This is a genomic window from Pseudomonas kuykendallii (genome assembly GCF_900106975.1).
GTDB lineage: Bacteria > Pseudomonadota > Gammaproteobacteria > Pseudomonadales > Pseudomonadaceae > Pseudomonas_O > Pseudomonas_O kuykendallii.
Genome location: NZ_FNNU01000001.1, coordinates 1 through 22,810 on the forward strand (window position 1 = coordinate 1; position 22,810 = coordinate 22,810).

General features: G+C 66.2%; 22 protein-coding genes. 8 read left to right on the forward strand and 14 right to left on the reverse strand.

The features are described from left to right. Positions 1-278: hypothetical protein (locus tag BLV15_RS22210; RefSeq protein WP_245728106.1), on the forward strand; the 278-nt coding region annotated here is incomplete at its 5' end. A gap of 210 nt (positions 279-488) precedes the next feature. On the opposite strand, the gene pssA is transcribed toward BLV15_RS22210, so the two are convergent. The 4 genes from pssA to BLV15_RS00025 all read right to left on the reverse strand — a co-directional run bounded on the left by pssA (position 489) and on the right by BLV15_RS00025 (position 4,754). Further along, on the reverse strand, positions 489-1,313 hold the full coding sequence (gene pssA, locus BLV15_RS00010) for a CDP-diacylglycerol--serine O-phosphatidyltransferase (protein WP_090223533.1): 825 nt from the start codon (positions 1,311-1,313) through the stop codon (positions 489-491). Positions 1,314-1,460: 147 nt separating this feature from the next. Beyond that, on the reverse strand, positions 1,461-2,477 hold the full coding sequence (ilvC, locus tag BLV15_RS00015) for a ketol-acid reductoisomerase (protein WP_090223535.1): 1,017 nt from the start codon (positions 2,475-2,477) through the stop codon (positions 1,461-1,463). Positions 2,478-2,529: 52 nt separating this feature from the next. Then, a complete protein-coding gene (ilvN, locus tag BLV15_RS00020; RefSeq protein WP_090223537.1) occupies positions 2,530-3,021 on the reverse strand; it encodes an acetolactate synthase small subunit in 492 nt (163 codons plus the stop codon). A gap of 2 nt (positions 3,022-3,023) precedes the next feature. Next, the gene (locus BLV15_RS00025; RefSeq protein WP_090223539.1) at positions 3,024-4,754 is read right to left on the reverse strand and encodes an acetolactate synthase 3 large subunit; all 1,731 of its coding nucleotides are present in this window, start codon (positions 4,752-4,754) and stop codon (positions 3,024-3,026) included. A gap of 401 nt (positions 4,755-5,155) precedes the next feature. On the opposite strand from BLV15_RS00025, the gene BLV15_RS00030 reads away from it, so the two are divergent. Beyond that, complete coding sequence (locus tag BLV15_RS00030; RefSeq protein ID WP_090223541.1) at positions 5,156-5,605, forward strand: DUF4124 domain-containing protein; 450 nt, start codon at positions 5,156-5,158, stop codon at positions 5,603-5,605. 4 nt (positions 5,606-5,609) lie between these two features. Here the strand turns inward: BLV15_RS00030 and BLV15_RS00035 are convergent, their stop codons facing one another. Genes BLV15_RS00035 through mrcB form a run of 3 tightly spaced genes read right to left on the reverse strand, consistent with a single transcriptional unit; the run spans position 5,610 to position 9,036 of the window. Further along, positions 5,610-5,939 (reverse strand): YqcC family protein, encoded by a 330-nt coding sequence (locus BLV15_RS00035; RefSeq protein WP_090223543.1) that lies wholly within the window; start codon positions 5,937-5,939, stop codon positions 5,610-5,612. After that, positions 5,939-6,697, reverse strand: coding sequence for a tetratricopeptide repeat protein (locus tag BLV15_RS00040; RefSeq protein ID WP_090225139.1), 759 nt, complete (start codon positions 6,695-6,697; stop codon positions 5,939-5,941). Before BLV15_RS00040 ends, BLV15_RS00035 begins: the two co-directional genes overlap by 1 nt. A 17-nt stretch (positions 6,698-6,714) precedes the next feature. Then, complete coding sequence (gene mrcB, locus BLV15_RS00045; protein ID WP_090223545.1) at positions 6,715-9,036, reverse strand: penicillin-binding protein 1B; 2,322 nt, start codon at positions 9,034-9,036, stop codon at positions 6,715-6,717. Positions 9,037-9,152: 116 nt separating this feature from the next. On the opposite strand from mrcB, the gene BLV15_RS00050 reads away from it, so the two are divergent. The 5 genes from BLV15_RS00050 to BLV15_RS00070 all read left to right on the forward strand — a co-directional run bounded on the left by BLV15_RS00050 (position 9,153) and on the right by BLV15_RS00070 (position 13,085). After that, on the forward strand, positions 9,153-10,715 hold the full coding sequence (locus BLV15_RS00050) for a bifunctional aminoglycoside phosphotransferase/ATP-binding protein (RefSeq protein WP_090223547.1): 1,563 nt from the start codon (positions 9,153-9,155) through the stop codon (positions 10,713-10,715). A 74-nt stretch (positions 10,716-10,789) separates the two neighbouring features. Continuing rightward, positions 10,790-11,140 carry a pentapeptide repeat-containing protein gene (locus BLV15_RS00055; RefSeq protein ID WP_090223548.1) on the forward strand — a complete coding sequence of 117 codons (351 nt, stop codon included), beginning with the start codon at positions 10,790-10,792 and terminating at the stop codon, positions 11,138-11,140. Beyond that, complete coding sequence (locus BLV15_RS00060) at positions 11,137-11,886, forward strand: class I SAM-dependent methyltransferase (protein WP_090223550.1); 750 nt, start codon at positions 11,137-11,139, stop codon at positions 11,884-11,886. Before BLV15_RS00055 ends, BLV15_RS00060 begins: the two co-directional genes overlap by 4 nt. Positions 11,887-11,910: 24 nt before the next feature. Then, on the forward strand, positions 11,911-12,162 hold the full coding sequence (locus BLV15_RS00065) for a TfoX/Sxy family protein (RefSeq protein WP_090223552.1): 252 nt from the start codon (positions 11,911-11,913) through the stop codon (positions 12,160-12,162). A gap of 122 nt (positions 12,163-12,284) precedes the next feature. Then, positions 12,285-13,085, forward strand: coding sequence for a Crp/Fnr family transcriptional regulator (locus BLV15_RS00070; protein WP_090223554.1), 801 nt, complete (start codon positions 12,285-12,287; stop codon positions 13,083-13,085). Positions 13,086-13,354: 269 nt separating this feature from the next. Here the strand turns inward: BLV15_RS00070 and BLV15_RS00075 are convergent, their stop codons facing one another. The 5 genes from BLV15_RS00075 to BLV15_RS00095 all read right to left on the reverse strand — a co-directional run bounded on the left by BLV15_RS00075 (position 13,355) and on the right by BLV15_RS00095 (position 18,064). Further along, the gene (locus BLV15_RS00075) at positions 13,355-14,230 is read right to left on the reverse strand and encodes a ChaN family lipoprotein (RefSeq protein ID WP_090223556.1); all 876 of its coding nucleotides are present in this window, start codon (positions 14,228-14,230) and stop codon (positions 13,355-13,357) included. Positions 14,231-14,293: 63 nt separating this feature from the next. Next, positions 14,294-15,061, reverse strand: a complete 768-nt coding sequence (locus tag BLV15_RS00080) for a heme ABC transporter ATP-binding protein (RefSeq protein WP_090223557.1) — start codon at positions 15,059-15,061, stop codon at positions 14,294-14,296. Next, positions 15,061-16,044 (reverse strand): FecCD family ABC transporter permease, encoded by a 984-nt coding sequence (locus BLV15_RS00085; RefSeq protein WP_175534285.1) that lies wholly within the window; start codon positions 16,042-16,044, stop codon positions 15,061-15,063. Before BLV15_RS00085 ends, BLV15_RS00080 begins: the two co-directional genes overlap by 1 nt. Before the next feature lie 50 nt (positions 16,045-16,094). Then, positions 16,095-16,997: a heme/hemin ABC transporter substrate-binding protein gene (locus BLV15_RS00090; protein WP_090223561.1), complete on the reverse strand. Its 903-nt coding sequence runs from the start codon at positions 16,995-16,997 to the stop codon at positions 16,095-16,097. Continuing rightward, the gene (locus BLV15_RS00095) at positions 16,994-18,064 is read right to left on the reverse strand and encodes a hemin-degrading factor (RefSeq protein WP_090223563.1); all 1,071 of its coding nucleotides are present in this window, start codon (positions 18,062-18,064) and stop codon (positions 16,994-16,996) included. Before BLV15_RS00095 ends, BLV15_RS00090 begins: the two co-directional genes overlap by 4 nt. A gap of 238 nt (positions 18,065-18,302) precedes the next feature. Here BLV15_RS00095 and BLV15_RS00100 point away from each other — a divergent pair, with 238 nt between their 5' ends. Then, on the forward strand, positions 18,303-18,626 hold the full coding sequence (locus tag BLV15_RS00100) for a Rieske (2Fe-2S) protein (protein ID WP_175534286.1): 324 nt from the start codon (positions 18,303-18,305) through the stop codon (positions 18,624-18,626). A 130-nt stretch (positions 18,627-18,756) separates the two neighbouring features. On the opposite strand, the gene BLV15_RS00105 is transcribed toward BLV15_RS00100, so the two are convergent. After that, positions 18,757-19,848, reverse strand: a complete 1,092-nt coding sequence (locus tag BLV15_RS00105; protein WP_090223566.1) for a 3-deoxy-7-phosphoheptulonate synthase — start codon at positions 19,846-19,848, stop codon at positions 18,757-18,759. Positions 19,849-20,306: 458 nt separating this feature from the next. Next, positions 20,307-22,757, reverse strand: a complete 2,451-nt coding sequence (locus BLV15_RS00110) for an acetamidase/formamidase family protein (RefSeq protein WP_090223567.1) — start codon at positions 22,755-22,757, stop codon at positions 20,307-20,309. Positions 22,758-22,810 lie beyond the last annotated feature (53 nt).

Below are 22,810 nucleotides of genomic sequence, written 5' to 3' on the forward strand. Positions count from 1 at the left end.
AACCGAGGCCGCGCATTCTACAGCAGCCTTTCAATCTGTCAAGCTTATTTTCGAAAATCTCTTTTCTACTCAACCGCTTGCCGCTTCCGATCTTTCAAACTCCTCGTCAGCGGGAGGCGAATTCTACAGCGTTCAAACCCGCTGTCAACACCTCTTTTTCCGCTTCCGATCATTTCGATCGAAGCCACCAACAGGATCAAACCACCACCCTGTCAGCCCGGCGCATTCTACTCGAATCCGCCACCGATGCAACCCTCTTTATTCGCTCAACCCATTGATTTACAAGAGGTTTTACTTGAGGACTGCGCCGGAAGTGGTGCGCATTATAGGGGCTCAGAATTAGCCGTCAACACTAAAAGCGGCTTTTTTTCGAGAAACGCCCGAAATCCACCTACATAACCGCCAATACCACTATCCGGACAAAGAAAAGCCCCGCCGTGAGCTGGCGATACGCCAGTCACAACGGGGCTGGTGCGGAGCCCACCTCTTTAGAGAACCGCTTTCTTGCGGCGACGCATAAGGAACTGCACGGGACCGGAAAGCGCATAGGCCAGGAAGATAAGCAGGAGAACTCGCGGCGGGTCGCTGAAGATGACGGCGAACACCAGCACTACGATAAGGATGGCCACAAACGGCACACGCCCTTTCAAGTCCAGATCCTTGAAGCTGTAGTACTTGATGTTGCTGACCATCAGCAGGCCAGCGGCAGCCACCATCAATGCGAACAGCATCACCAGCGGGATCGGCATATGCACGCCTTCCACGCCGAAGTCGCGCAGCGTCCACACGGTGCCGGCCACCACACCCGCTGCCGCCGGGCTGGCAAGACCAATGAAGAAGCGCTTGTCGACCTTGCCGATCTGCGTATTGAAGCGCGCCAGGCGCAATGCCGCGCAGGCGACATAGATGAACGCGACCGTCAGGCCGACGTTGACCAACCCGGACAGCGCCCACTCGTAGGCCAACACCGCCGGTGCCAGGCCGAAGGCAACCATGTCGGACAGCGAATCGTATTCAGCGCCGAAGGCACTCTGCGTATTGGTCAGGCGGGCGACACGTCCATCGAGGCTGTCCAGCACCATGGCGACGAAGATCGTTACCGCGGCGACCTCGAAGCGGCCGTTCATTGCGCTGATGATGGAATAGAAGCCTGCGAACAGATTGGCCGTGGTGAACAGGTTAGGCAGAAGGTAGACGCCGCGGTGACGAACCTTGCGCCCCTCGGCGTCGTGACCTTCTTCGATGTGTTCATCGATGGGCAACAGACTGTCGGCCAGGGGGTCTTTTTTCGGTTCCTCAGGTTGATCGGTCATTAGCAGTACCTTGCAACGGATTCGTAAATTGGACAGGGTCGAACATTCAGGGTTCGAGCTTGCGCCTGCGTGGCGTTTTATACCAGAACGGGCCTGTAACGAAAAAACGCGGCCGAAGCCGCGTTTTTTTCATTCGTGCAACCAGCCTTAGTTCTTGGCTTTGTCGACGATCTTGTTGGCCGAGATCCAGGGCATCATCGCGCGCAGACGCTCGCCGACCTGCTCGATCGGGTGAGCGGCGTTGTTGCGACGATACGCCGTCATGGACGGGTAGTTGCCGGCGCCTTCGGCGATGAACATCTTCGCGTACTCGCCATTCTGGATGCGCTTGAGTGCGTTGCGCATGGCCTGACGGGATTCCGCGTTGATAACTTCCGGGCCGGTCACGTACTCGCCGTACTCGGCGTTATTGGAGATCGAGTAGTTCATGTTGGCGATACCGCCTTCGTACATGAGGTCGACGATCAGCTTCAGCTCGTGCAGGCACTCGAAGTAGGCCATTTCCGGCGCGTAACCGGCTTCGACCAGGGTTTCGAAGCCGGCCTTGACCAGCTCGACGCAACCGCCACAGAGAACGGCCTGCTCGCCGAACAGGTCGGTTTCGGTTTCGTCCTTGAAGGTGGTTTCGATGATGCCGGTACGACCACCGCCCACGCCGCAGGCGTAGGACAGGGCGACGTTCTTGGCATTGCCGGAAGCGTCCTGATAGATCGCGACCAGGTCAGGGATGCCGCCGCCCTTGACGAACTCGGAGCGCACGGTGTGGCCCGGCGCCTTCGGCGCGATCATGATCACGTCGAGGTCGGCACGCGGAACGACCTGGTTGTAATGGATGGCGAAGCCGTGGGCGAAAGCCAGGGTCGCGCCCTTCTTCAAGTTCGGCTCGATCTCGTTCTTGTACAGCTGCGACTGGAACTCGTCCGGGGTGAGGATCATCACCACGTCGGCGGCAGCGACGGCGCTCGGCACGTCGGTGACTTTCAGGCCATGGGCTTCGGCCTTGGCGACGGTGGCGGAACCTGCACGCAGGCCGACGGTGACGTCGACGCCCGAGTCCTTCAGGTTGCACGCATGGGCGTGACCCTGCGAGCCGTAGCCGATGATGGCGACTTTCATGCCCTGAACGATGGAGAGGTCGCAGTCTTTGTCGTAATAAACTTTCATGAACGTTTCCTTCTATTTACCTGTTGGGCCTCGCGGCCACTCGCTAATTGGGTCAGATGCTCAGCACTTTGTCGCCACGGGAGATACCGGTGACGCCGCTGCGTACGGTCTCCAGGATCGACGCGGTGCCGACCGCCTGAATGAAGCTGTCCAGCTTGTCGCTGGTTCCCGCCAACTGGATCGTGTAGACGCTGCTGGTGACATCGACGATCTGCCCGCGGAAGATATCGGTGGTGCGCTTGACCTCGGCGCGCTGCGCGCCGGTGGCCTTGACCTTCACCAGCATCAGCTCGCGCTCGATGTGGGCGCTCTCGGACAGGTTCACCAGCTTGACCACCTCGATCAGCTTGTTGAGGTTCTTGGTGATCTGCTCGATGACTTCATCCTGGCCGACGGTGGTCAGGGTCAGACGCGACAGGGTCGGGTCCTCGGTCGGCGCCACGGTGAGGCTTTCGATGTTGTAGTTGCGTTGGGAGAACAGGCCGACCACGCGGGACAGCGCGCCCGGTTCGTTTTCCAGCAACAGGGAAATGATGTGTCGCATGCTCAGGTCCGCTCCGTCTTGCTCAGCCACATGTCACGCATCGCGCCGCCCCGGATCTGCATCGGGTAGACGTGCTCGCTGGTATCCACCGCGATATCGAGGAACACCAGGCGATTCTTCATCGCGAAGGCTTCCTCCAGGCCCGGCTTGAGGTCCTTCAGCTCGGTGATGCGCATGCCGACGTGGCCATAGGCCTCGGCCAGCTTGACGAAGTCGGGCAGCGACTCCATGTAGGAGTGCGAGTAGCGGCTGCTGTACTGCATGTCCTGCCATTGGCGGACCATGCCCAGCGCGCCGTTGTTGAGGTTGACGATCTTCACCGGCAGGTCGTACTGCAGGCAGGTCGACAGCTCCTGGATGTTCATCTGGATGCTGCCCTCGCCGGTCACGCAGGCCACGTCGTCATCCGGAAAGTTGAGCTTGACGCCCATCGCCGCCGGGAAGCCGAAGCCCATGGTGCCGAGGCCGCCGGAGTTGATCCAGCGGTTGGGCTTGTTGTAGCGGTAGTACTGCGCCGCGAACATCTGGTGCTGGCCCACATCGGAGGTGATATAGGCGTCGCCCCGGGTCACGTCGTAAAGCGCTTCGATCACCGCCTGCGGCTTGATGATCGAACCGTCACCCTTGTCATACGGGAACAGGCCGCGGTCGCCACGCCACTCTTCGATCTGCTTCCACCAACTGGCGACGGTTTCCTTATTCGGCGTCTGGCCGATTTCCTTGAGCACTGCGACCATCTCGGCGAGCACGCTGTCCACCGGTCCTACGATCGGGATGTCTGCCTTGACGGTCTTCGAGATAGACGCCGGGTCGATGTCGATATGGATGATCTTCGCGTTCGGGCAGAACTTCGCCGCCGTCTCGCCGTTGATCACGCGGTCGTCGAAGCGCGCACCGACGGCGAGGATGACGTCGGCGTGGTGCATCGCCAGGTTGGCTGTGTAGCTGCCGTGCATGCCGAGCATGCCGACGAACTGGCGATCGCTACCCGGATAGGCACCCAGGCCCATCAGCGTATTGGTGACCGGCAGGTTCAGCAGTTGCGCCAGCTCGGTCAGGGCCGCGGAAGCACCGCCCATGATCACGCCACCGCCGGAGTACATCACCGGGCGCTTGGCCGCGAGCAGCATCTCGGCTGCCTTGCGGATCTGCCCCGAGTGCCCGCGAACGGCCGGGCTGTAGGAGCGCAGCTTGACCTTCTTGGGATGGACGTACTCGAACTTCTGCGTCGGATCGCCCATGTCCTTGGGAATGTCCACCACCACCGGGCCGGGACGACCGGATTCGGCGATGTAGAAGGCCTTCTTCAGAACCTCGGGGATTTCCGACGGGTGCTTGATCATGAAGCTGTGCTTCACGATCGGCCGGGAGACGCCGACCATGTCGGTTTCCTGGAAGGCATCGGTACCGACCACGGTGCTCGCTACCTGGCCGGAGATGACCACCATCGGGATCGAATCCATGTACGCGGTGGCGATGCCGGTGATGGCGTTGGTCGCACCGGGACCCGAGGTCACCAGTACCACGCCGGCACGGCCGGTCGCCCGCGCATAGCCATCGGCCATGTGCGTGGCGGCCTGTTCGTGGCGAACCAGGATGTGCGTTACAGCCGGTTCCTTGAACAGGGCATCGTAGATATGCAGGAGGGCACCACCCGGGTACCCATAGATGTACTTAACGCCTTCGTCACGCAGGAAGCGGACGACCATTTCAGCGCCAGATAAGAGCTCCACGTTTGTCACCTCTAGAACGCCAGAATGCCATCCACGATGGATGGCCCTAATAGGTCTACTGCCAAGCAGAGCATGAGCGACGGTGGTCGCCGACTACGTCAGCTACTGACTGAGCAAGTATTGGGAAGGCGCCAGACTGTTGCGGTGCCATCCCACCCAGCGCGAGGTAACGCGTTGCGGGTGTTACAGGTCGGCGCGGGTATGCGCCTCATGTCTGCTGAGCTGCGGCCTGCTTGCGGCGGACCCCACTACAGCGAGCGTTGAATTGTTCGGATTAGACCAGCGCAAGTCAAGTCGCGCGTCATGCTTTATTGGATTAGGCCGTGATGCGGTGCAGGATCGCGACGAGCGGCTTTTGGTTATAGTAGTGGCACGTACCACCGCTAATCCAAGGACACCGCATGCACCGCATGATCCTCGCCGGCAGCCTGCTGCTGGCTCTCGCCGCCCCCGTTTCGGCCCAGGTCTACAAATGGGTGGACGCCGAAGGCATCACTCATTTCGGCTCGCAACCGCCACAGGGCCAGGCCGCCACGGCGGTAGACACCGCGGCGGCGCCTCCCAAGCCGGCAGCGCAGGTTCCTTCGCCAGGCAGCCTGCCAAAGCTCGACAGCCAGATGGAAGACGACGAGCAGGGCGCGATCGACGCCAAGGTGAAGGAAGAGGTCGCCGCGCGCGAGGCCGAGCGCAAGCGTTACTGCGATGCGGTGCGGACCAACCTCGCCCAGTTGCAGAACAATCCGCGGGTGCAGGTGAACATCGATGGGCAGGTGCGTCGTCTGCGCGAGGACGAGCGCCAGTCGCGGATCGCCGAGAGCCAGAAGGCGATCGCCGAAAACTGCAGCAAGTGACCCGCTAGCCTCGACCGACGATCAGTCGGTCGAATTCGCCGAGGGCCTCCAGCAGCCCTCGCGCCTGATAGACCCTGTCGCGATAGACCTCTTCAGCCATTTCGCGGATTCCGGATACCGTCGGCAGCGCGGCGTCGTTTTCCAGCAGCAGCTTCATCCGCGGCAGAAAGATCCACTGCAGCCATTGCTCGAACTCCAGCGTATCGATGCAGAACGGCTCGGGGCTGGACAGCGCGGCCTCGCTCGGTGAGACGTCAGCCCACCAGCCCTGTACCCGCAGCTCGCGCTCGATCAGCAACAACTGCTCGGCCACCGCCGGGAAACGCGAATCCACTACAGACTGACCTTCGCCTGAGCGCGCGCCTGGGCGGCACCCGCGCTGTCGCCCTGCCGTTCGCGGGCCTGGGCGATCAGGTTCCACAGGCTGCCCTGCAAGGCGGGGCGACCGTTGGCGTAGGTCAGCCCGCGCCGCGCCAGTTGCTCGGCCTGGGCGGCGTCGCCCTGGGCCAGCCGCACTTCGGCGAGGCGATAGAGCACCTGCGGCTCGCGCGGGGCAATGCGCTGGGCACGCTCGAGGCTGGATGACGCGCCGTTGAGATCGCCGCCGCTCTGCTGTTGCTGCGCCGAGGTCAGCAGCGCCAGCACCGGTCCGTCGAGCTGTTCATCGGCGGACAGCACGCTGCCGCCTGCGCTGGGGATACCGCTCGGCGCGGGCGCCGCGTACTGCGGCGTCGAGGCGTACGGGGCCGGCGCGGAATAGCTGCCGCCGGTCACCGGGCCGACGGTGATCGGCGTGGTGCTGATCGGTGCGCTGCTGGTCGCGCCGCCGTATGGGGTGGAAGTCGCCGGATAGCTCTGCACCGGCGACGATCCGGCGCCACCGGGCACCATCACCACCACGCCGGAATCTTCCTCGATGGCGCGGGGCTGGGTTCGCGCGGCGGGCGGGGTGTAGCCGCCACTGCGGGCGAAGCGCTGTTCGCCGTTGGAGACCGGCGCGCCGGCGTCGACGACGGGCACCGAGCCGCGCGGGTTGGTGGTGCAGCCGGCGAGCAGGGCGAGAACCGCCAGTGCAGGGAAAACCTTGTTCAACTTCATAACCTCCTGGCTCATGGCAGCCAGCCCTTGACCCAGTCCATCACCGAGTCGACGGGCGCCTGAATGCCGCCACAGCCGGTGCCGGCCGGCGGCTCGCTGCCGCGAATATACGGCATCTGTACGGAATTCGGGCAGCTCTGGTCGGAACCCTGCCCGGTACTCGCGTCGATCCAGGCCAACACCACATTGTCCGGCATCGGCATGTCCAGCGGCAGCGGATCGGACCTGCGCATGAAGTTCGTCCACACCTGTAGCGCGCCGGTGGCGCCGGTCAGCGGGGTCTGCCCGTTGTCGTCGCGGCCGAGCCAGACCACCGCCAGCAGGTCCTGGCTGAAGCCGGCGAACCAGCTGTCACGCGAGTCGTTGGATGTGCCGGTCTTGCCGGCCAGGGTCAGCGACGCCGGCAACTGGTTGTAGACCGAGCGCCCGGTGCCTTCGCGCATCACCCGCTGCATGGCGTTCTGCACCAGGTAGATGGCACCCGGATCGAAGCGCTGCTGGATCTGGAACGGATAGCGCTTGAGCGGCTCGCCGTCCGCCGCCAGCACGCTGCGGATACCGCGCAACGGCGTGTTGAAGCCGCCGTTGGCGAGCGTCTGGTACATGTTGCTGACTTCCATCGGGCTCAGCGAACCAGCGCCGAGAAGCATCGACGGGAATGCCGGCCACTGCCGCGAAATGCCCAGCCGCTCGAGGGTCTTCAAAACGTTCGGCACACCCAGCTCCAGGCCGAGCTTGGCCGTCGACAGGTTGAGCGAGTTGGCCAGCCCCTGATAGAGGAAGATCGAGCCACGCGCCTTGTGATCGAAGTTCTGCGGACTCCAGACCTGGCCGTCCTTGCCCTTCACCGAGAACGGCTCGTCCTGCACGATGCTGGTCAGGGTGTAGCGGCTGGGTTGCTCCAGCGCGGTGAGATAGACCGCCGGCTTGACCAGCGAGCCGATCGGCCGCACCGCGTCGATCGCCCGGTTGAAGCCGGCGAAACGCGGCTGACGACTGCCGATCAGCGCCTGCACCTCGCCGGTTTCGGGGTTGGTCACGACCATCGCCGCCTCGACCTGATCGATGCCCTTGCGCGTGCCCAGGCGCTTGAAGGTCTCGGCCATCGCGCTTTCGGCCTTGAACTGCAGGATCGGGTCGAAGCTGGTGAAGATGCGCAGGCCTTCCTCGGTGAGGTCTTCCTCGCGGTAATCCTCGCGCATCTGCCGCTTGACCAGGTCAATGAAGCCTGGATACGAGGTATCGGCCATGCTGCCGCGGGAGGTCACACCCAGCGGTTTCTGCTTGGCCGCCGCGGCTTCCTCGGGGGTGACCACGCCCTGCTCGGCGAGCACGTCGAGCACCAGGTTGCGCCGTTCCAGCGCGCGTTCGGGATTGCGCCGCGGGTTGTAGTAGGTCGGCCCCTTGACCATACCGACCAGCAGGGCGACCTGATGCAGCTTGAGTTCGGAGAGCGGCTGGCTGAAGAAGTACTGGCTGGCCAGGCCAAAGCCGTTGATCGAACGCTGGCCGTCCTGCCCGAGGAACACCTCGTTGAGGTAGCCTTCGAGGATGTCATTCTTGTCGTAGTGCATCTCCAGCAGCACCGCCATCATCGCTTCGGTGGCCTTGCGGGTGAGACTGCGCTCGTTGGTCAGGTAGAAGTTCTTCACCAGCTGCTGGGTCAGCGTGCTGCCACCCTGGCGCAACTGGCCGGCACTGGCGTTGACCCACATGGCGCGGGCGATGGATTTGGGCGAGACACCGAAGTGGTGGAAGAACTCGCGATCCTCCACCGCCACCAGGGTTTCCACCAGGTAGGCGGGCACCTGATCCAGCTTGATCAGGATGCGGTCCTCGTTATGCGCCGGGTAGATGCCGCCGATCATCAGCGGCTCCAGACGCGCCACGGCGAGGTCCTTGCCGTCGGCCTGGCTGAGGCCGGCGACGTAGCTGCCGGAGAAGCGCACGCGGATCGACTTGGAGGGCTCGGCGCCCTCGTAGAACTGGAAGCCGCGGGTATAGAGGTCGACGGTATTGCCTGCCACCGAGGCGGAGCCAGGCCCCTCCACGGAGGGCTCGCGTCGGTAGCCGAGTGCATCGAGTTCCTGAAGGAAGTCGTCCTTGCCCAGCTTCAGCCCGGTGAACAGTTCCAGCGGGCGCGCATAGACCTTGGCCGGAACCGTCCAGCGCTTGCCGGAGAATTTTTCCTGGACCACGGCATCGAGATAAACCGCGAAACCGGCCAGTGCGACCAGGCCGACGAGGCCCAGCTTCAACACCCAGCCGAATAGAGTTCGCCAGCCGCCGGAGGGGCGTTTGGCACGGGAGCGAGAGGAGCGGGAACGAGTCATGGCGGCGGATTATACGCACTTTGCCAGGGCCGGGCAGGCGCCTCCCGGCGGTTTGCATCACCGCCCGCAGTCGCCATAATGCCGGCTCCGAAAGAACCCGAAGGCAAGGAAAGACCGTGAGCCAAGCACTGATAGCCGCGCTGCAGAACCCGGCCCTGTACGCCCACCCTGTCGAGGGATTCCAGGTCATCGAGACGCATATCTCCTGGGTCCTGCTCACCGGCCCCTTTGCCTACAAGATCAAGAAGCCGGTGAATTTCGGCTTCCTCGACTTCACCACGCTCGAGGCCCGCAAGCATTTCTGCGAAGAGGAAGTGCGCCTCAACCAGCGCCTGACCCAGAACCTCTACCTCGATGTGATCGCCATCGGCGGCCGCCCCGAGGCCCCGATGCTGAACGCCGACGTCGCGCCCATCGAGTACGCCATCCGCATGAAGCAGTTTCCGCAAAGCGACCTGCTCAGCGCGGTACAGGCCAGGGGCGAGCTGGGCAACGCGCAGATCGACCAGTTGGCCGGATCGATCGCGCACTTCCACCTGGCCGCCCCCAAGGTGCCGGCGGACAACCCGCTGGGCTCGCCGGAAAACGTGCGCGCGCCGGTGACGCAGAACTTCGAGCAGATCCGCCCGCTGCTGCGCGACGCCGCCGACCTGACCCAGCTCGATGCCCTGCAAGCCTGGGCCGACAGCAGTTTCGAGCGCCTCGAAGGCTTGTTCGCCCAGCGCAAGGCCGAGGGCTTCATCCGCGAGTGCCACGGCGACATCCACTTGGGCAACGCTGCTGTCGTCGACGGCCAGGTGGTGCTGTTCGACTGCATCGAGTTCAACGAACCCTTCCGCCTCACCGACACCTATGCCGATGTCGGCTTCCTGGTCATGGACCTGGAAGATCGCGGCCTCAAGTGCCTGGCGCGGCGCTTCCTCAGCGGCTACCTGGAGCTGACCGGCGACTACCAGGGGCTGGAACTGCTCAACTACTACAAGGCCTACCGCGCCATGGTTCGGGCCAAGGTCACGCTGTTCGGTCTGACCGAGCAGAGCACCCCGGTGGAGCGCGCCGCCGCGCTGCGCCAGTACCGCCGCTACGCCAGCCTGGCGGAAAGCTACAGCGCCATCCCCTCGCGCTTCCTGGCGATCACCCACGGCGTATCGGCAGTCGGCAAGAGCCACGTCGCGCTGCGCCTGGTCGAAGCGCTGGGTGCCATCCGCCTGCGCTCGGACGTCGAACGCAAACGCCTGTTCGGCACCCAGCAGAGCACCGACAAGGGCCATCTGGACGCCGGCATCTATCACCCCGACGCCAGCCTCGCCACCTACCAGCATCTGCACCGGCTGGCCGATACCGTGCTGCACGCCGGCTTTCCGGTGGTGATCGACGCCACCTACCTCAAGCAGGCGCAGCGGCGCGGCGCGGCCCAGGTCGCCGAAGAGACCGGCGTGCCCTTCCTGATCCTCGACTGCCAGGCGCCTGAGGCGGTGATCGCCGGCTGGCTGGAACAGCGGCAGCAGGAGGCGCGCGACCCCTCCGACGCGACGCTGGAGGTGATCAAGACCCAGCAGACCACCCGCGAACCGCTGGACGCCGAACACCAGGCGCACAGCAAACGCGTCGACACCCACGACGCCGCCAGCCTGGACAGCCTGGTGGCGCGCATCCGCGACCGTCTTCCCGGCCTCTGAGGCCGCCCGTGTGTGCCGGGCAGAGCGCGCCGCACCCTCTATACTGGCGAGTAGCTTTCCACCGGGAGCTCGCCATGAGCCAGCCACATCAACTCGACAACCCGCTCTATGTCCTGTTGCGCGATGACAAGGTCCACGCCTTCAACGAAGGCAAGCCGCAGGAAGGCGAGATCGATCTTTCCGGCGGCGACTTTCGCGGGCTCGACCTGCGTCGGCTGAATCCGGAGCGGATCAACTTCACCGACGCCTATTTCCGCGGCGCCGACCTGCGCGGGCTGGACCTTCGCCAGGTGCGCATGGAGGGCGCCAGCATCGCCCACGCCCAGATATCCGGCACCTATTTCCCGGAAGCGCTGAGCGCCGATGAAATCCTCATGTCGCTGAATTTCGGCACTCGCCTGCGCTACCGCAGTGGCAGCCGATGAGCGAGGTCGTGCAACTGTTCGGCGCCCGTGCGGGCGCTTACGCGAGCTTCCGCCCGCACTACCCGGATGCGCTGTTCGACTGGCTCGCCGATCGCGCGCCGCGCCGCCGACATGCCCTCGACATCGCTTGCGGAAACGGCCAGGCCAGCCGCCCGCTGGCGAAACGCTTCGAATGGGTGCTGGGTTGCGATGCCAGCGTCGAGCAACTGCAGGCAGCGGACGTCGACGGCGTGGCGCTGTTCGCCGCCGATGCCGCACGGCAGCCGCTGGCGGATGGCAGCCTGGACCTGATCGTCGTCGCTCAGGCGCTGCACTGGTTCGCCACGCCGGCATTCTTCGCCGAGACGCGCCGCCTGCTGGTGTCCGGTGGCCTGTTCGCCGCCTGGTGCTACGGGCTGATGCGCATCGATGCGCGCACCGATGCGCTGGTCGACCACCTGTACCACGTCACCCTCGACGGCTGCTGGCCGGAAGGTCGCGCCAGCATCGAGGCCGAGTACCGCGACCTGCAGCCGCCCTTTCCACGCCTCGACGTGCCGGCGTTCAGCATGCAGGCGCACTGGAGCCTGGAGCAGCTGGCAGGCTACCTGCGCACCTGGTCGGCAGTTCAACGCTGGGAGCGCCAGCACGGGCATGACCCGATCGCCGACCTGATGCCGGCGCTGCGTCAGGCGTGGGGCAACGACAGGCACCAGCGGCGGGTGTCCTGGCCGCTACATTTCCTCGCCGGTTATCCCGCGGGCTGACCCCAACCCGCGCAAGGAGGCACGATGAATGACGAACTGCAGAGCATGAAGAACCTCGGCAAGACGTCCGCCCAGTGGCTGCACGCCGTGGGCATCCACACGCCCTCCGACCTGCGCCGCCTCGGCGCGGTAGAAGCCTATCGCAGCGTCCGGGCACGAGGTTTCCGGGCCTCGCGGGTGCTGCTGTATGCCATCGAGGGCGCGCTGCTGGACATCCACTGGAACCAGTTGCCAGAGGCGCACAAGGCGGAACTGAACGCCCGGCTGCAACAGTGAACGCCACATTTAAGCGCTAGCTCACAGGCTGCGTATGAGATGATTTACGCGCGAAGCGGCGCCCTTTATCGTTGGGCCGTTCGTACGCTTTTGCCAGCCCAGCCAGTTCAAGGATTACTGTCATGTACCTACTCGGGGAGCAACCGGCCTACGCCGATCAGCTGATCAATCGCCTGCAGAGCATCCCCACGCAACTGCTGAAAGATCTCGCGCCGGCCGGCCCTGCGCTGCAGCTCGACCCCACCGACGATCTCGCCGAAGCGCTCCCGGGTACGCGGCTGTTCGTCATCGAAAGCGGCCTGCTGCATGCCTCCGTGGAGGACCGCCCGCTGTTCTATCTGCAGGAAGGCGATCTGCTCGGCCTGCGCCAGGGCATCGACATGCCCTCCTGCCGCTACAGCAGCGAGGAAAGCGTCAGCCTGATCCCTTACAACCGCACCGAAGTCTTCCGCCACATCTATGCCGACGAGCAACGCCAGGAGCTGTTCCTGCAGTACCTGATCGGCCAGACCGCCCTCCTCTCCGACGCGGTGGCACGACTGAAGCAGCCGGAGATTCGCCCGTCCACCGGCTTCCAGCATTTCGCCGCCGGCGACCAGTTGATCCAGCAGGGCGACGAGGCGGACAACGTGTTCATCATCATCGACGGTCATGCCGAAGCGTTCGTCGACGGGCAGAAGGTCGGCGATGTGCAGAAGGACGAGATCTTCGGCGCGATGGCCGTGTTCACCCGAGAGAAGCGCAGCGCCAGCGTGGTTGCCAGCGAAGCCTGCACGGTGATGGTCATTCCCAAGGAGCAGTTCCTCAGCCTGATGCAGAGCAATCCGCGCATCGCCCACAGCCTGGTGGAAAGCATGGCCCGGCGCATCGACCTGATGAACAAGGAAATCACCCAGTTGCGCCGCGCGCAGCTCGACGACTGAAGCGAATCCGCATCAAACGAACCCGGCCATGTGCCGGGTTCGTGGTTTTCGGGAGGCGGATTTCAGGCGGCACAAAATAAGTGGAGGTCGGGTGTTGACTATGTAATGAGAATTGTTATTATTAACTCAACTGGTCGCGAGATCAGCCAGGTAAGCAAAGAGTCCCTCATCAGGCTCTTCGGTTATCTCCTCATCAGGCTAATCACGGTTATTGACCCGGCACTTTGCCGGGTCTTTTTTTTGCCTGCGATTTCTTGAATCCGGCGGCCTCAGCGATGCAGTTCGGCGCAGTGATCCTGTTCCGGCTGGGCGGCGGTGTACCAGATGAAATCGGCGCTGCCCGGCGCTACCTGCTGCCCGACCTCGACGAGCAGCAGCACGCTGGCATCGCGCACGCCGAGGTCGGTCAGGTGCAGCGGCACGCCCAGGTCGCGGCGTGCGTGGTAGGCGCCGGTGAACAACAGCGCAGGCAGCGGCGCATCGCGCAGGCGTTCGGCGATGCGCCGGTCGCGTTGCTGCTGCACCGCCAGCATCGCCGGAAGCTGCGACTCTGGCAGCAACCCGCAGTGCGACTGGCGAATCTGCTCCAGCAGCGGCTCGCGCACGGCCGGCGCGGTGGAAGCGCTGCCATTCAGCGACGGCGCCGCGCGATAGATGCCCATGCTCTCGCTGCGATCGAGATTGGCCGCGAGCAACGGATAGGGTTGCGCCAGCACGTAGCGCACCAGGGGGCTGTAGCCTGCCCAATCCCAGCCTTTCTGCCAGGCCAGCGCGGCGGGCAGGTCCGTCGGTGGCGTGCCCTCGGCCACCTGCTGGCGAACCGTGTCGACGTTCGCCTGTTGTGCCGGCTCAAGCATCTCCAGCAGCACGCTGCCCTGTGCACGCCGGCTGGCGAGCGCCTGCAGCAGCCATAGCTCCAGCGCATGGTGATCCGGGTTGTCGTGCTGTTCGCCGACCAGCACTCGGTCGACTCCACCCAGGCGCTCGACCAATTGCGCGGGCGTCAGCCTCACGCCCGTGCTCGACTCGACGATCTGGCCCAACTGTGGGTCATCACGCCCCTTTGGACTCTGCCACGCGGGGATGGGCGCCAGACTCTGGCAGGCCGACAGCAGGCCGAGACAGATCAGCAGCAGTGCACGCATGGCGCGACTCCTCGGGAAGAACGATTGCTCCACGGTAAACGGAAGCTCGCACCGGGCAAAGGCTCAGCGCGCGATGATCAGCGGATGGCCGCGCTCCGGGTGGCGCTGCACCAGCACGTCGAGCCCGAACACCGCCTTTAGCGGCTCGGCCCGCAGCACCTCCTCGGGCGTACCGAGCACCTGCGGGCGACCGTCGCCCAGCAACAGCAGGCGATCGCAGTACCGCGCGGCGAGATTGAGGTCATGCAGGATCAGCAGCACCGCCGCGCCGCGCAAGGCGAATTCGCGTACTGCCTGCAACGTGGTGTGCTGGTGCAGCGGATCGAGCATGGAGGTCGGCTCGTCGAGCAGCAGCGTCTGCCCCTGCGCGCCGGGCCACAGCTGCGCCAGCACCCGCGCCAGGTGCACGCGCTGACGCTCGCCCCCGGACAATGCCAGGTAGCTGCGCCCGGCCAGGTGCGCCGCGTCCGCCGCCAGCAGCGCCGCCTCGACGATCTCGGCGTCACGGGCGCGGCCACTGGCGTGCGGCAGGCGCCCCATGCCGACCACCTCCTCCACGCGGAAGGCAAAATTCAGCGTCGACTGCTGCGGCAGCACGGCCAGTCGCTGCGCACGCTCTGCGCCGGGCCAGTGCGCCAGCGCGCGGTCGTCCAGGGTCACGTCGCCCGCGGCCGGCTGCAATTCGCCACAGAGCGCGGCGAGCAGCGTGCTCTTGCCGGCGCCGTTGGGGCCGAGCACGCCAAGCACCTCGCCGGGACGCACGTCGAGATCCACGCCCCCAAGCACCAGCGTGTCGCGACGGCGAACGTCCAGCCCACGACAGCACAACATCAGGCGCGCCCCCGCAACAGCAGATAGAGGAAAAAGGGCGCGCCGATCATCGCGGTGACGATGCCTATCGGCAGCTCCGCAGGCGCCAGCGCCAGGCGTGCGACCAGGTCGGCGAGCAGCAGCAGGCTGGCGCCGGCGAGGGCCGAAGCCGGCAGCAGGATGCGGTGATCGGGCCCGGCGATCAGGCGTACCAGGTGCGGCACCACCAGCCCGATGAAGCCGATCAGCCCGGCCGCCGCCACCGCGGCGCCGACGCCCAGCGCGGTGCAGAACACCAGCTCGCGCTTCAGTCGTTCCACCTCGAAGCCCAGGTGACGCGCCTCGGATTCGCCCAGCAGCAGCGCATTCAAGGCACGCGCCCGGCGCGGCAACCAGAGCGACACCGCCAACGCCACGATCAGCAGGGGCCAGAGCCGCGCGTAGCTGGCACCGTTCAGGCTGCCCATGTTCCAGAAGGTCAGGCTGCGCAGCGTGCTGTCGTCCGCCATATAGGTGAACAGTCCGATCGCCGCGCCTGCCAGTGCGGTCAGGGCGATGCCGGCAAGCAGCATGGTGGCGACGCTGGTCTGGCCGTCGTGACGACCGAGCCGATAGACCAGCGCGGTCACGCCGAGCCCGCCGACGAAGGCGCAGAACGACAGCAGGTAAGGCTCGAACGCCGCGGGCACGCCGCCCAGCGAGGCCCCGGCGACAATGGCCACCGCCGCGCCGAGGGCGGCACCGCTGGATACGCCGACCAGGCCCGGATCGGCCAGCGGGTTGCGGAACAGCCCCTGCATCGCCACCCCGGACAGCGCCAGCACCGCGCCCACGGCGAGGCCGAGCAGCGTACGCGGCAGGCGGATTTGCCCGAGGATCAGTTCGGCCTGCTCCAGGCCGGCGGCGGTAACGGGCAGTCCCACCATCCGCAACGCGGCGCGCAGCGTATCCAGCAACGGCAGGCTGACCGGCCCGAGGGCCAGCGACAGCCAGATCGCCAGCACCAGGAGGACGCCCAGGAAGATCAGCAGCCGGCGTGAACGAACGGAAGCACTCATGGTTGGCGGTCGGCGACCTTCAGCGGCGGTGCCGCAGGATAGAAGCCTGCCGACAGGTCGGCCAACGCCTGGGGAATCCGCGGTCCCAGGCCGCCGACCAGCAAGGTCGGATCGACCCAGAGGATGCGCCCGCCCTTCGCCGCCTTGGTCGAAGCCAGCGCCGGCGTGCTCTTGAGCAGCGCGGCGATGGCATCGTCACCGCTCAGCCGGCGGTCCGCGAAGACCACCACGTCAGGGTCCAGCGCCGCCATCGACTCGGCAGAGATCGGCTTGTAGCCGTCGTGCCCGGTCAGGTTCCGGCCACCGGCGTGCTCGACGAACCAGGCGGCGGCCGTGTCCTTGCCCGCGGCCATCGGGCTGTTGCCGACGTGACCGAGGAGAAACAGCACGCGCGGCGCCGGTGCGGTAACCCGCGCCTGCTCGACCCACTGTGCCTGGCGCTGCAGGCGCGCCTCGTAGTCGGCCAGGGTTCGTGCGGCTCGCTGGGGGTCGCCGAGCAGTTCGCCGAGCCGTTTCAGGTTGGCTTGCAGCGCGGGCACTTCCGGCGCGGCGGAGAGGGTTTCGATACGCACCCCGGCGGCCTTGAGCTGCGCCAGCACCGTGGGCGGGCCCATCTCCTCGCTGCCCAGCAGCAGGTCGGGCTTCAGCGCGAGGATGCCTTCCGCCGCCAGTTGCCGCTGGTAACCGATGCTCGGCAATGCACGCAGGCTGCCGGGATGCTGGCTGGTGCTGTCGACGCCGACCAGCTTGCGCTCGCCACCGAGCGCCACGACCCATTCGCTCAGCGAGCCGCCGGCGCTGACCCAGCGCTGCGGCAGGTCCTCGGCGCCGGCCAGGCCAGGCGCCGTGAGAACACCAATGAGCAGCGCGAGCGCGCCTGCGATTCGCCGCATGCTCATCCCTCCAGTACCGAAGCCTGCTCGGCCAAGGTCCGCCAGTCCTGGCGCTCCGGGGTGCCGGGCTTGCGTTCGCCGAACAGTTGAAGGACCAGCTCGCCGTCGGCATCGAAGGCTTCGAGGCTGGTGACCACGCCGTCGATGCTGGGTTTGCGCACGCGCCACAGTTCGTGGACGCCGGAAGTCTTCAGGTGCAGGTTGAACAGCGGATCGAGCACGTTGAACCACTCGCCCATCCAGCGCAGGTTGCGCACCGGCCCGGTGTGGATCTGGATGCAGTGGCGGTTGCCGACGAAGACCATCACCGGCACTTCGCGCACGCCGGCCACATCCAGCGTGCGCGGCAGTTCGGCCGACTGAAGCGGCTCGGCCCACTCAGCGCCGGCCAGGCGCAGCGCCTGGGTGCGGGCGACGGCGTGTTTCCTCAGCATCGCGTGGAAATGGTGGGTGTCCTTGAGGTCGGCCCAGTCGGCACGCAGCGCCTCGACGTCGACCGACGCGTCGGCCACGGTCGCCTCCGGCTCGGCGGCGGCCTGGAGCTCCAGTTCGGCGCTCTTCGATTCGGCGCGGAAACGCTGGATCAACGGCTCCCAGGCGGACACCTCGCTGGCCTCGGTGAGAAAGACCTTGTGCACCGCCGCGCCCTGGCGATCGAAGAACTGCAGGCTGCGGTGGGCGCCGTGGTCGGTCTGCTCGACGATGGCGAACGCGAAGGCCCAGCCGGAGAGGAAGAAGCGCAGGTCGATGTCCGGCGAAACCACCAGCCCCATCTGCCCGTTCGGCGCGATGCTGACTTCGCGGTACGGGCCCTTGCGTTCATGCACGCATTGCTCGTTGCGGGTCAGCGCCATCACCTGGCCGAGGTCGCCGAGCGCCGGCAGCAGCGCCGCCCACTCCGGACGCAGGCGCACCGCGTCGAGACCGATCCGGCTGGCGATCAGTTCGGCCTCGCTGACACCCAGCGCGGCCGCGGCATCGCGGGCGCGCAGATGTGGCTGCTGCTCGCGCAGCGATTGCCAGGCCTGGTAGAGCCGCGAGGCAGACGACGCGCCGGGAGGGGAAAGACTCATCTTCGAGGTTCCTTGGACGATCAGAAAGGCGTTGGACCATAGCGCAAGCGTTTTGCACGGGTCATCCAAACTTACACTTACTGCCCACTCATTCTCAATTGAGATTTACTTGCAATAAAGTGCGCCCGGCTGCCTCAGCCGGGGCCGCTCAGCGACGAGAGGAACAGATGAAGCCCAAGCGCCCGCGTTGACATGTGCACATTCGGGCGAATAATGCGCAGCCCGAATGGAGACCGCCGTGCACCTGCTCTGCACATCCGACCAACTGGCCGAGGGCCAGAGCCGCAGTTTCGTCTGCGCCGACCTGCCGCTGCTGGCGGTGCGCCGCGACGGCCGCGTGCACCTCTACCGCAACCGCTGCCCGCACCGCGGCGTGCGCCTCGACTGGCAACAAGACCGCTTTCTCGACGACAGTGGCAGCCTGATCCGCTGCGCCGTGCACGGCGCGTTGTTCCTCATCGAGAGCGGCGAATGCGTGACCGGCCCCTGCGAAGGCCAGGCGCTGGAAGCGCTGGACTGCCTCGAGGACGAGCGCGGCATCTGGTTGAACGCGCAGCCGTAGGGCGGCTGAACCCGCGAACGCCCGCTCGATCCAGACGTAGGGTGGGCTTCAGCCCACACGACGCACCGATGCATGGGGGGCGATGGTGGGCTGAAGCCCACCCTACGTGCAATTCACCCCTACCCGTCGATCAACGCCGTCCCAGGCGCTGCGCCGCTTCGCGCAGCACCCGCTCGGTGCCGTCCCAGCCCAGGCAGCCATCGGTGATCGAGACGCCGTAGCGCAGTTCGCAACCCAGCGACTGGCTGCCGTCGAACAGGTGGCTTTCCAGCATGACCCCACACAGCGAGTCATCGCCGGCCAGGCGCTGGTCGATCACGGCGCGCAGCACCTCGGGCTGGCGCAGCGGGTCCTTGCCGCTGTTGGCGTGGCTGCAATCGACCATGATCCGCGCGGCGATACCCTGGCGATGCAGGTCGGCACGGGCGCTGGCGACGCTGGCGGCATCGTAGTTCGGTCCGCGATGGCCGCCGCGCAAGACCAGATGGGTATCCGGGTTGCCCTGGGTGTGCACGATGGCCGGGCGGCCCTGGCCGTCGACGCCGAAATGCTGGTGCGCGTGGCCCGCCGAGCGCATGGCGTCGCAGGCGATGCCGAGGCTGCCATCGGTGCCGTTCTTGAAGCCAACCGGCAGATCCAGGCCGCTGACCAGTTCGCGGTGGACCTGGGATTCACTGGTCCGCGCCCCGATCGCCGCCCAGCCGAGCAGGTCGTCGAAGTAGCCGGCGAGCAGCGGCTGCAACAGTTCATTGGCCAGCGGCAAGCCCATCTCCGCGAGCCGCAGCATCAGCCCGCGCGAGCGTTCCAGCCCGGCGTGCATGTCGCCGCTGCCATCCAGGTGCGGGTCGTAGACCAGGCCTTTCCAGCCGACAGTGGTGCGCGGCTTCTCGACGTAGGCGCGCATCACCAGCAGCAGCTGCGGAGCGACCTCCTTGGCCAGTCCGGCGAGGCGCTCGGCGTAGTCGAGCACGGCCTTCTCGTCATGCAGCGAGCACGGGCCGACCACCACCAGCAGGCGCGGATCACGGCCATCGAGGACGGCACGGATGGCCTGGCGCTGTTGCTGGATCTGCTGGGCGAGGACGGGAGCGAGCGGCAGTCGCTCGCGCAGCTCCAGTGCGCTGGGCAGCGGCGAGGTGTGACGGCGGGGCTGGCTGGGGAAACTACGCAGTTCGGCGGTAGGCGGCGTGGCGAGGGTGGCGGCGGAAACGGCGGATGACATGGACGGGCTCCTTGGCCGGCGCGGGCATTGGCCGCGCGCGGCGCGCTATCGTGTGGTTGTTCGTTCGAGGGGAATGGCGGTGGCGAAGCGGGTAAATCGCCAGGCGTAGCGGGAGTCGTCGAAGGAGCGGCGGTAGGTGGTCATGGGTTGATCCTCGGGTTGAAAAAACGTTGGGCTGAAAAAACGAAACCCCCGGTCGGGTTACCGACCGGGGGTTCTGAGAACTCTGTGGTGGCGACCCGTCTTGCCGGGCGCCTGGTGGGGTATCAGGCGCGCGCGTGGCTAAACCAATACCCGTAAAAGAAGAAACGCACGGCAGCGCCGGTAGCCCGGACACGCGCGGTCGCACTGCGCTGGGCAGCGGAACGAACGAGGGGGTTGGCGGCGTTGTGCATGGTTGTCTCCGTTGAATGTGAGCCACGTTACTGCATCGCCCGGCGTCGATCAATCGCCTGTGGCTATGGCGGTGATCGATCCGGCGCGCCGTCGTAGTCCGGGAAGATCGCCTTGCGGATGATCGCGTGCACGCCGAGGTTGCCGTCCACCACCTGGGTGACGCCAAAATCCACCGCCACCGAAATCAGCGAGATTGCCTCGTCCTCGGTCAGTCCGTGGGCCTTCATCAGGTAGTGGCGGGTCTTGCGGAAGGCGTCGCGCATCGCCGCTTCCATCGAGGACTCCTTGTACACCTGGGTCTGCGCGTTCGGCCCCAGCTCGGCCTGGTAGTTGGCGAAACTCAGCCCCTGCAGCACCCACTCCTCGGCGGTTTCGAGGAACGGGTAGCTGAGCTCGGCGAGGAAGCTGCCGGCCATCTGCACCTTCTTGTGCAGCACCAGCTGGAAGACGCCGGTGAGCGAGCACTCGATGGCGGTGCCGCACAGCTCGGAGTCGCCCTGCGAGGCGTGCGGATCGCCCACCGAGAACAGCGCGCCGTCCACCGACACCGGCAGGAATACCTTGGCGCCCTTGCCGGCCCGCCAGTTGTCGAGGTTGCCGCCGAAGTAGCTGGGCGGGATCGAGTCCACCGGGCCGAACTCCTTCGGCGCCACCGCCAGCACCCCGAAATGCGGGCGCACCGGCACCACCGCCTTGGCCAGCACGCCGTACTGCCGCTCGATGGTGGCCGGGTCGACCGGCACGCCGGGATAGTCGATGGTGGCGTGGCGCACGCCGAACGGGTCGGTCTGCGGCGTCCAGCGGAAGTTGTAGAGCGCCTTGGCGTGCGGCGGATGGGTGCGCGCGTCGATCTCGTAGACGGTCACCACCTCGCGCTTCTTCGGCTCGGTGAGCAGGTCGTCGTAGTGGAAGCCCCACCAGGCCGCCGCGTTGCTGCCGAAGCTGCGGCCCTGGTGCTGCGGATGGCGACTGGGCCGCGGCAGGATGTCGAGGATGCGGATCTCCAGCACGTCGCCCGGCTCGGCACCGCGCACGTGGACCGGCCCGGTGCAGATGTGCACGCCGAAGCCTTCGCCGGCGCCGCGGCCGAGAATGGAGGCGTCCATCGGGCCGGCGCCGCGGCGCTCGACGTTCTTCTTCTCGGCGCTCCAGTGGAACACGCTCTCGGCGCCGGGATCGCCTTCGATCATTCGCTCGCAGTCGTCCGAAGCGTGCTGGGTCAGCGTCTCGATGGTCAGGATGTCGCCGGAATTCACCGTCAGCACCGGCGCGATGGAGCGGCTGAAATAGCCCCAGTGCACGGTCTTCTCCGAGACCGGGATGTAGTAGTGGTTGGGCAACGCCTCGCCGGCGGGACCTCCCGGCGAATCCTTCTCCGCCACCGCCGCCGCGCGTTTCGGCGCCAGCGCCAGGCTCAGTGCGTAGCGCGCATGGTCGTCGAGCACGCCCTGGAACGCACGGCGCTGGCGCTCGCCGGGATCGTCGCCGGGACGCGGCGGCGCCAGGTTCAGCCGCTGGCTTTGCGGTGGACGACCGCGCTGCAGCGTCTCGTGCGGATTCTTCGGCGGCTCGGCGCGGTAGGCACGCGGCGACAGGCCGAACTGCGCGGAGAAGGCGCGGCTGAAGTTCGCCGCATCGCCGAAGCCCCAGCGAAAGCACAGCTCGGAAATGCTGAAGTGCGCCAGCCCCGGGTTGGCCAGGTCGAGCCGGCATCGCTCCAGGCGGCGGTTGCGCAGGTATTCGCCGAAGGTGGTCGCGCCAGTCTTGAACAGCTTCTGCAGGTAACGCACGGAAAGCCCTTCCAGGCGGGCGACATCCTCGACCTGCAGCTCGGCGTCGCCGAGGCGCGCCTCGATGCTACGGCAGACGCGGCGCAAGTGGGCCAGTTGCACGGAGGTGGAATCCTCCGGCTGGCTGCGCTCACGGTACGACAGGCAGGCCACCAAAAGCTCGGTGAGCGTCGCCTCCAGCGGCGGCAGCTGGTCGCGGTCCAGATGCGCCAGCTCGTCGGCGATCGACTGGATCAGGTTCAGGCACACCGCGCCGACACCGTTGCGGGTGGCGATGCGGTTGAGTTCCTGGCTGCCGGTACGCACCAGCCGGAGGATGAAGCTGGCCGATTCGAGCTTGACCAGCAGCGCGCGGAAATCGCTGTCCAGCTCGATACGCCAGGCCTGCGCCGGGTCGAACAGGACGATGTCGCCCGTGCCGATGGCGACGCGCTGGCCGCCCTCCTCCAGCGCTCCGCTGCCGCTGAGCAGGGCCAGCACCAGCACGGTGCTGCCCTGGCACAGGCGCGCGTTGTCGGGGTGCGGGCTGAGCACCTGCGGCGAGGCGCTGACCTGCAGGAATACCGAATCCAGCGCCGAACTGCACAGCGCGACATGGCCGTCGGCCGGCTGGCCGGCGAGGCTGCTGGCCAGGCGCACGCGCTGGAACACCTCGTCCCAGGCGGACTGGCGCAGCTCCTCGGGGAAGGCGCTGCTGGAAAAACGGCGCAAGTCGTTGAGCATCGCTATCCCGTGCAGAAGAAAGAAGTCTGGCCAGTGTACCCACCGCGTCGCGA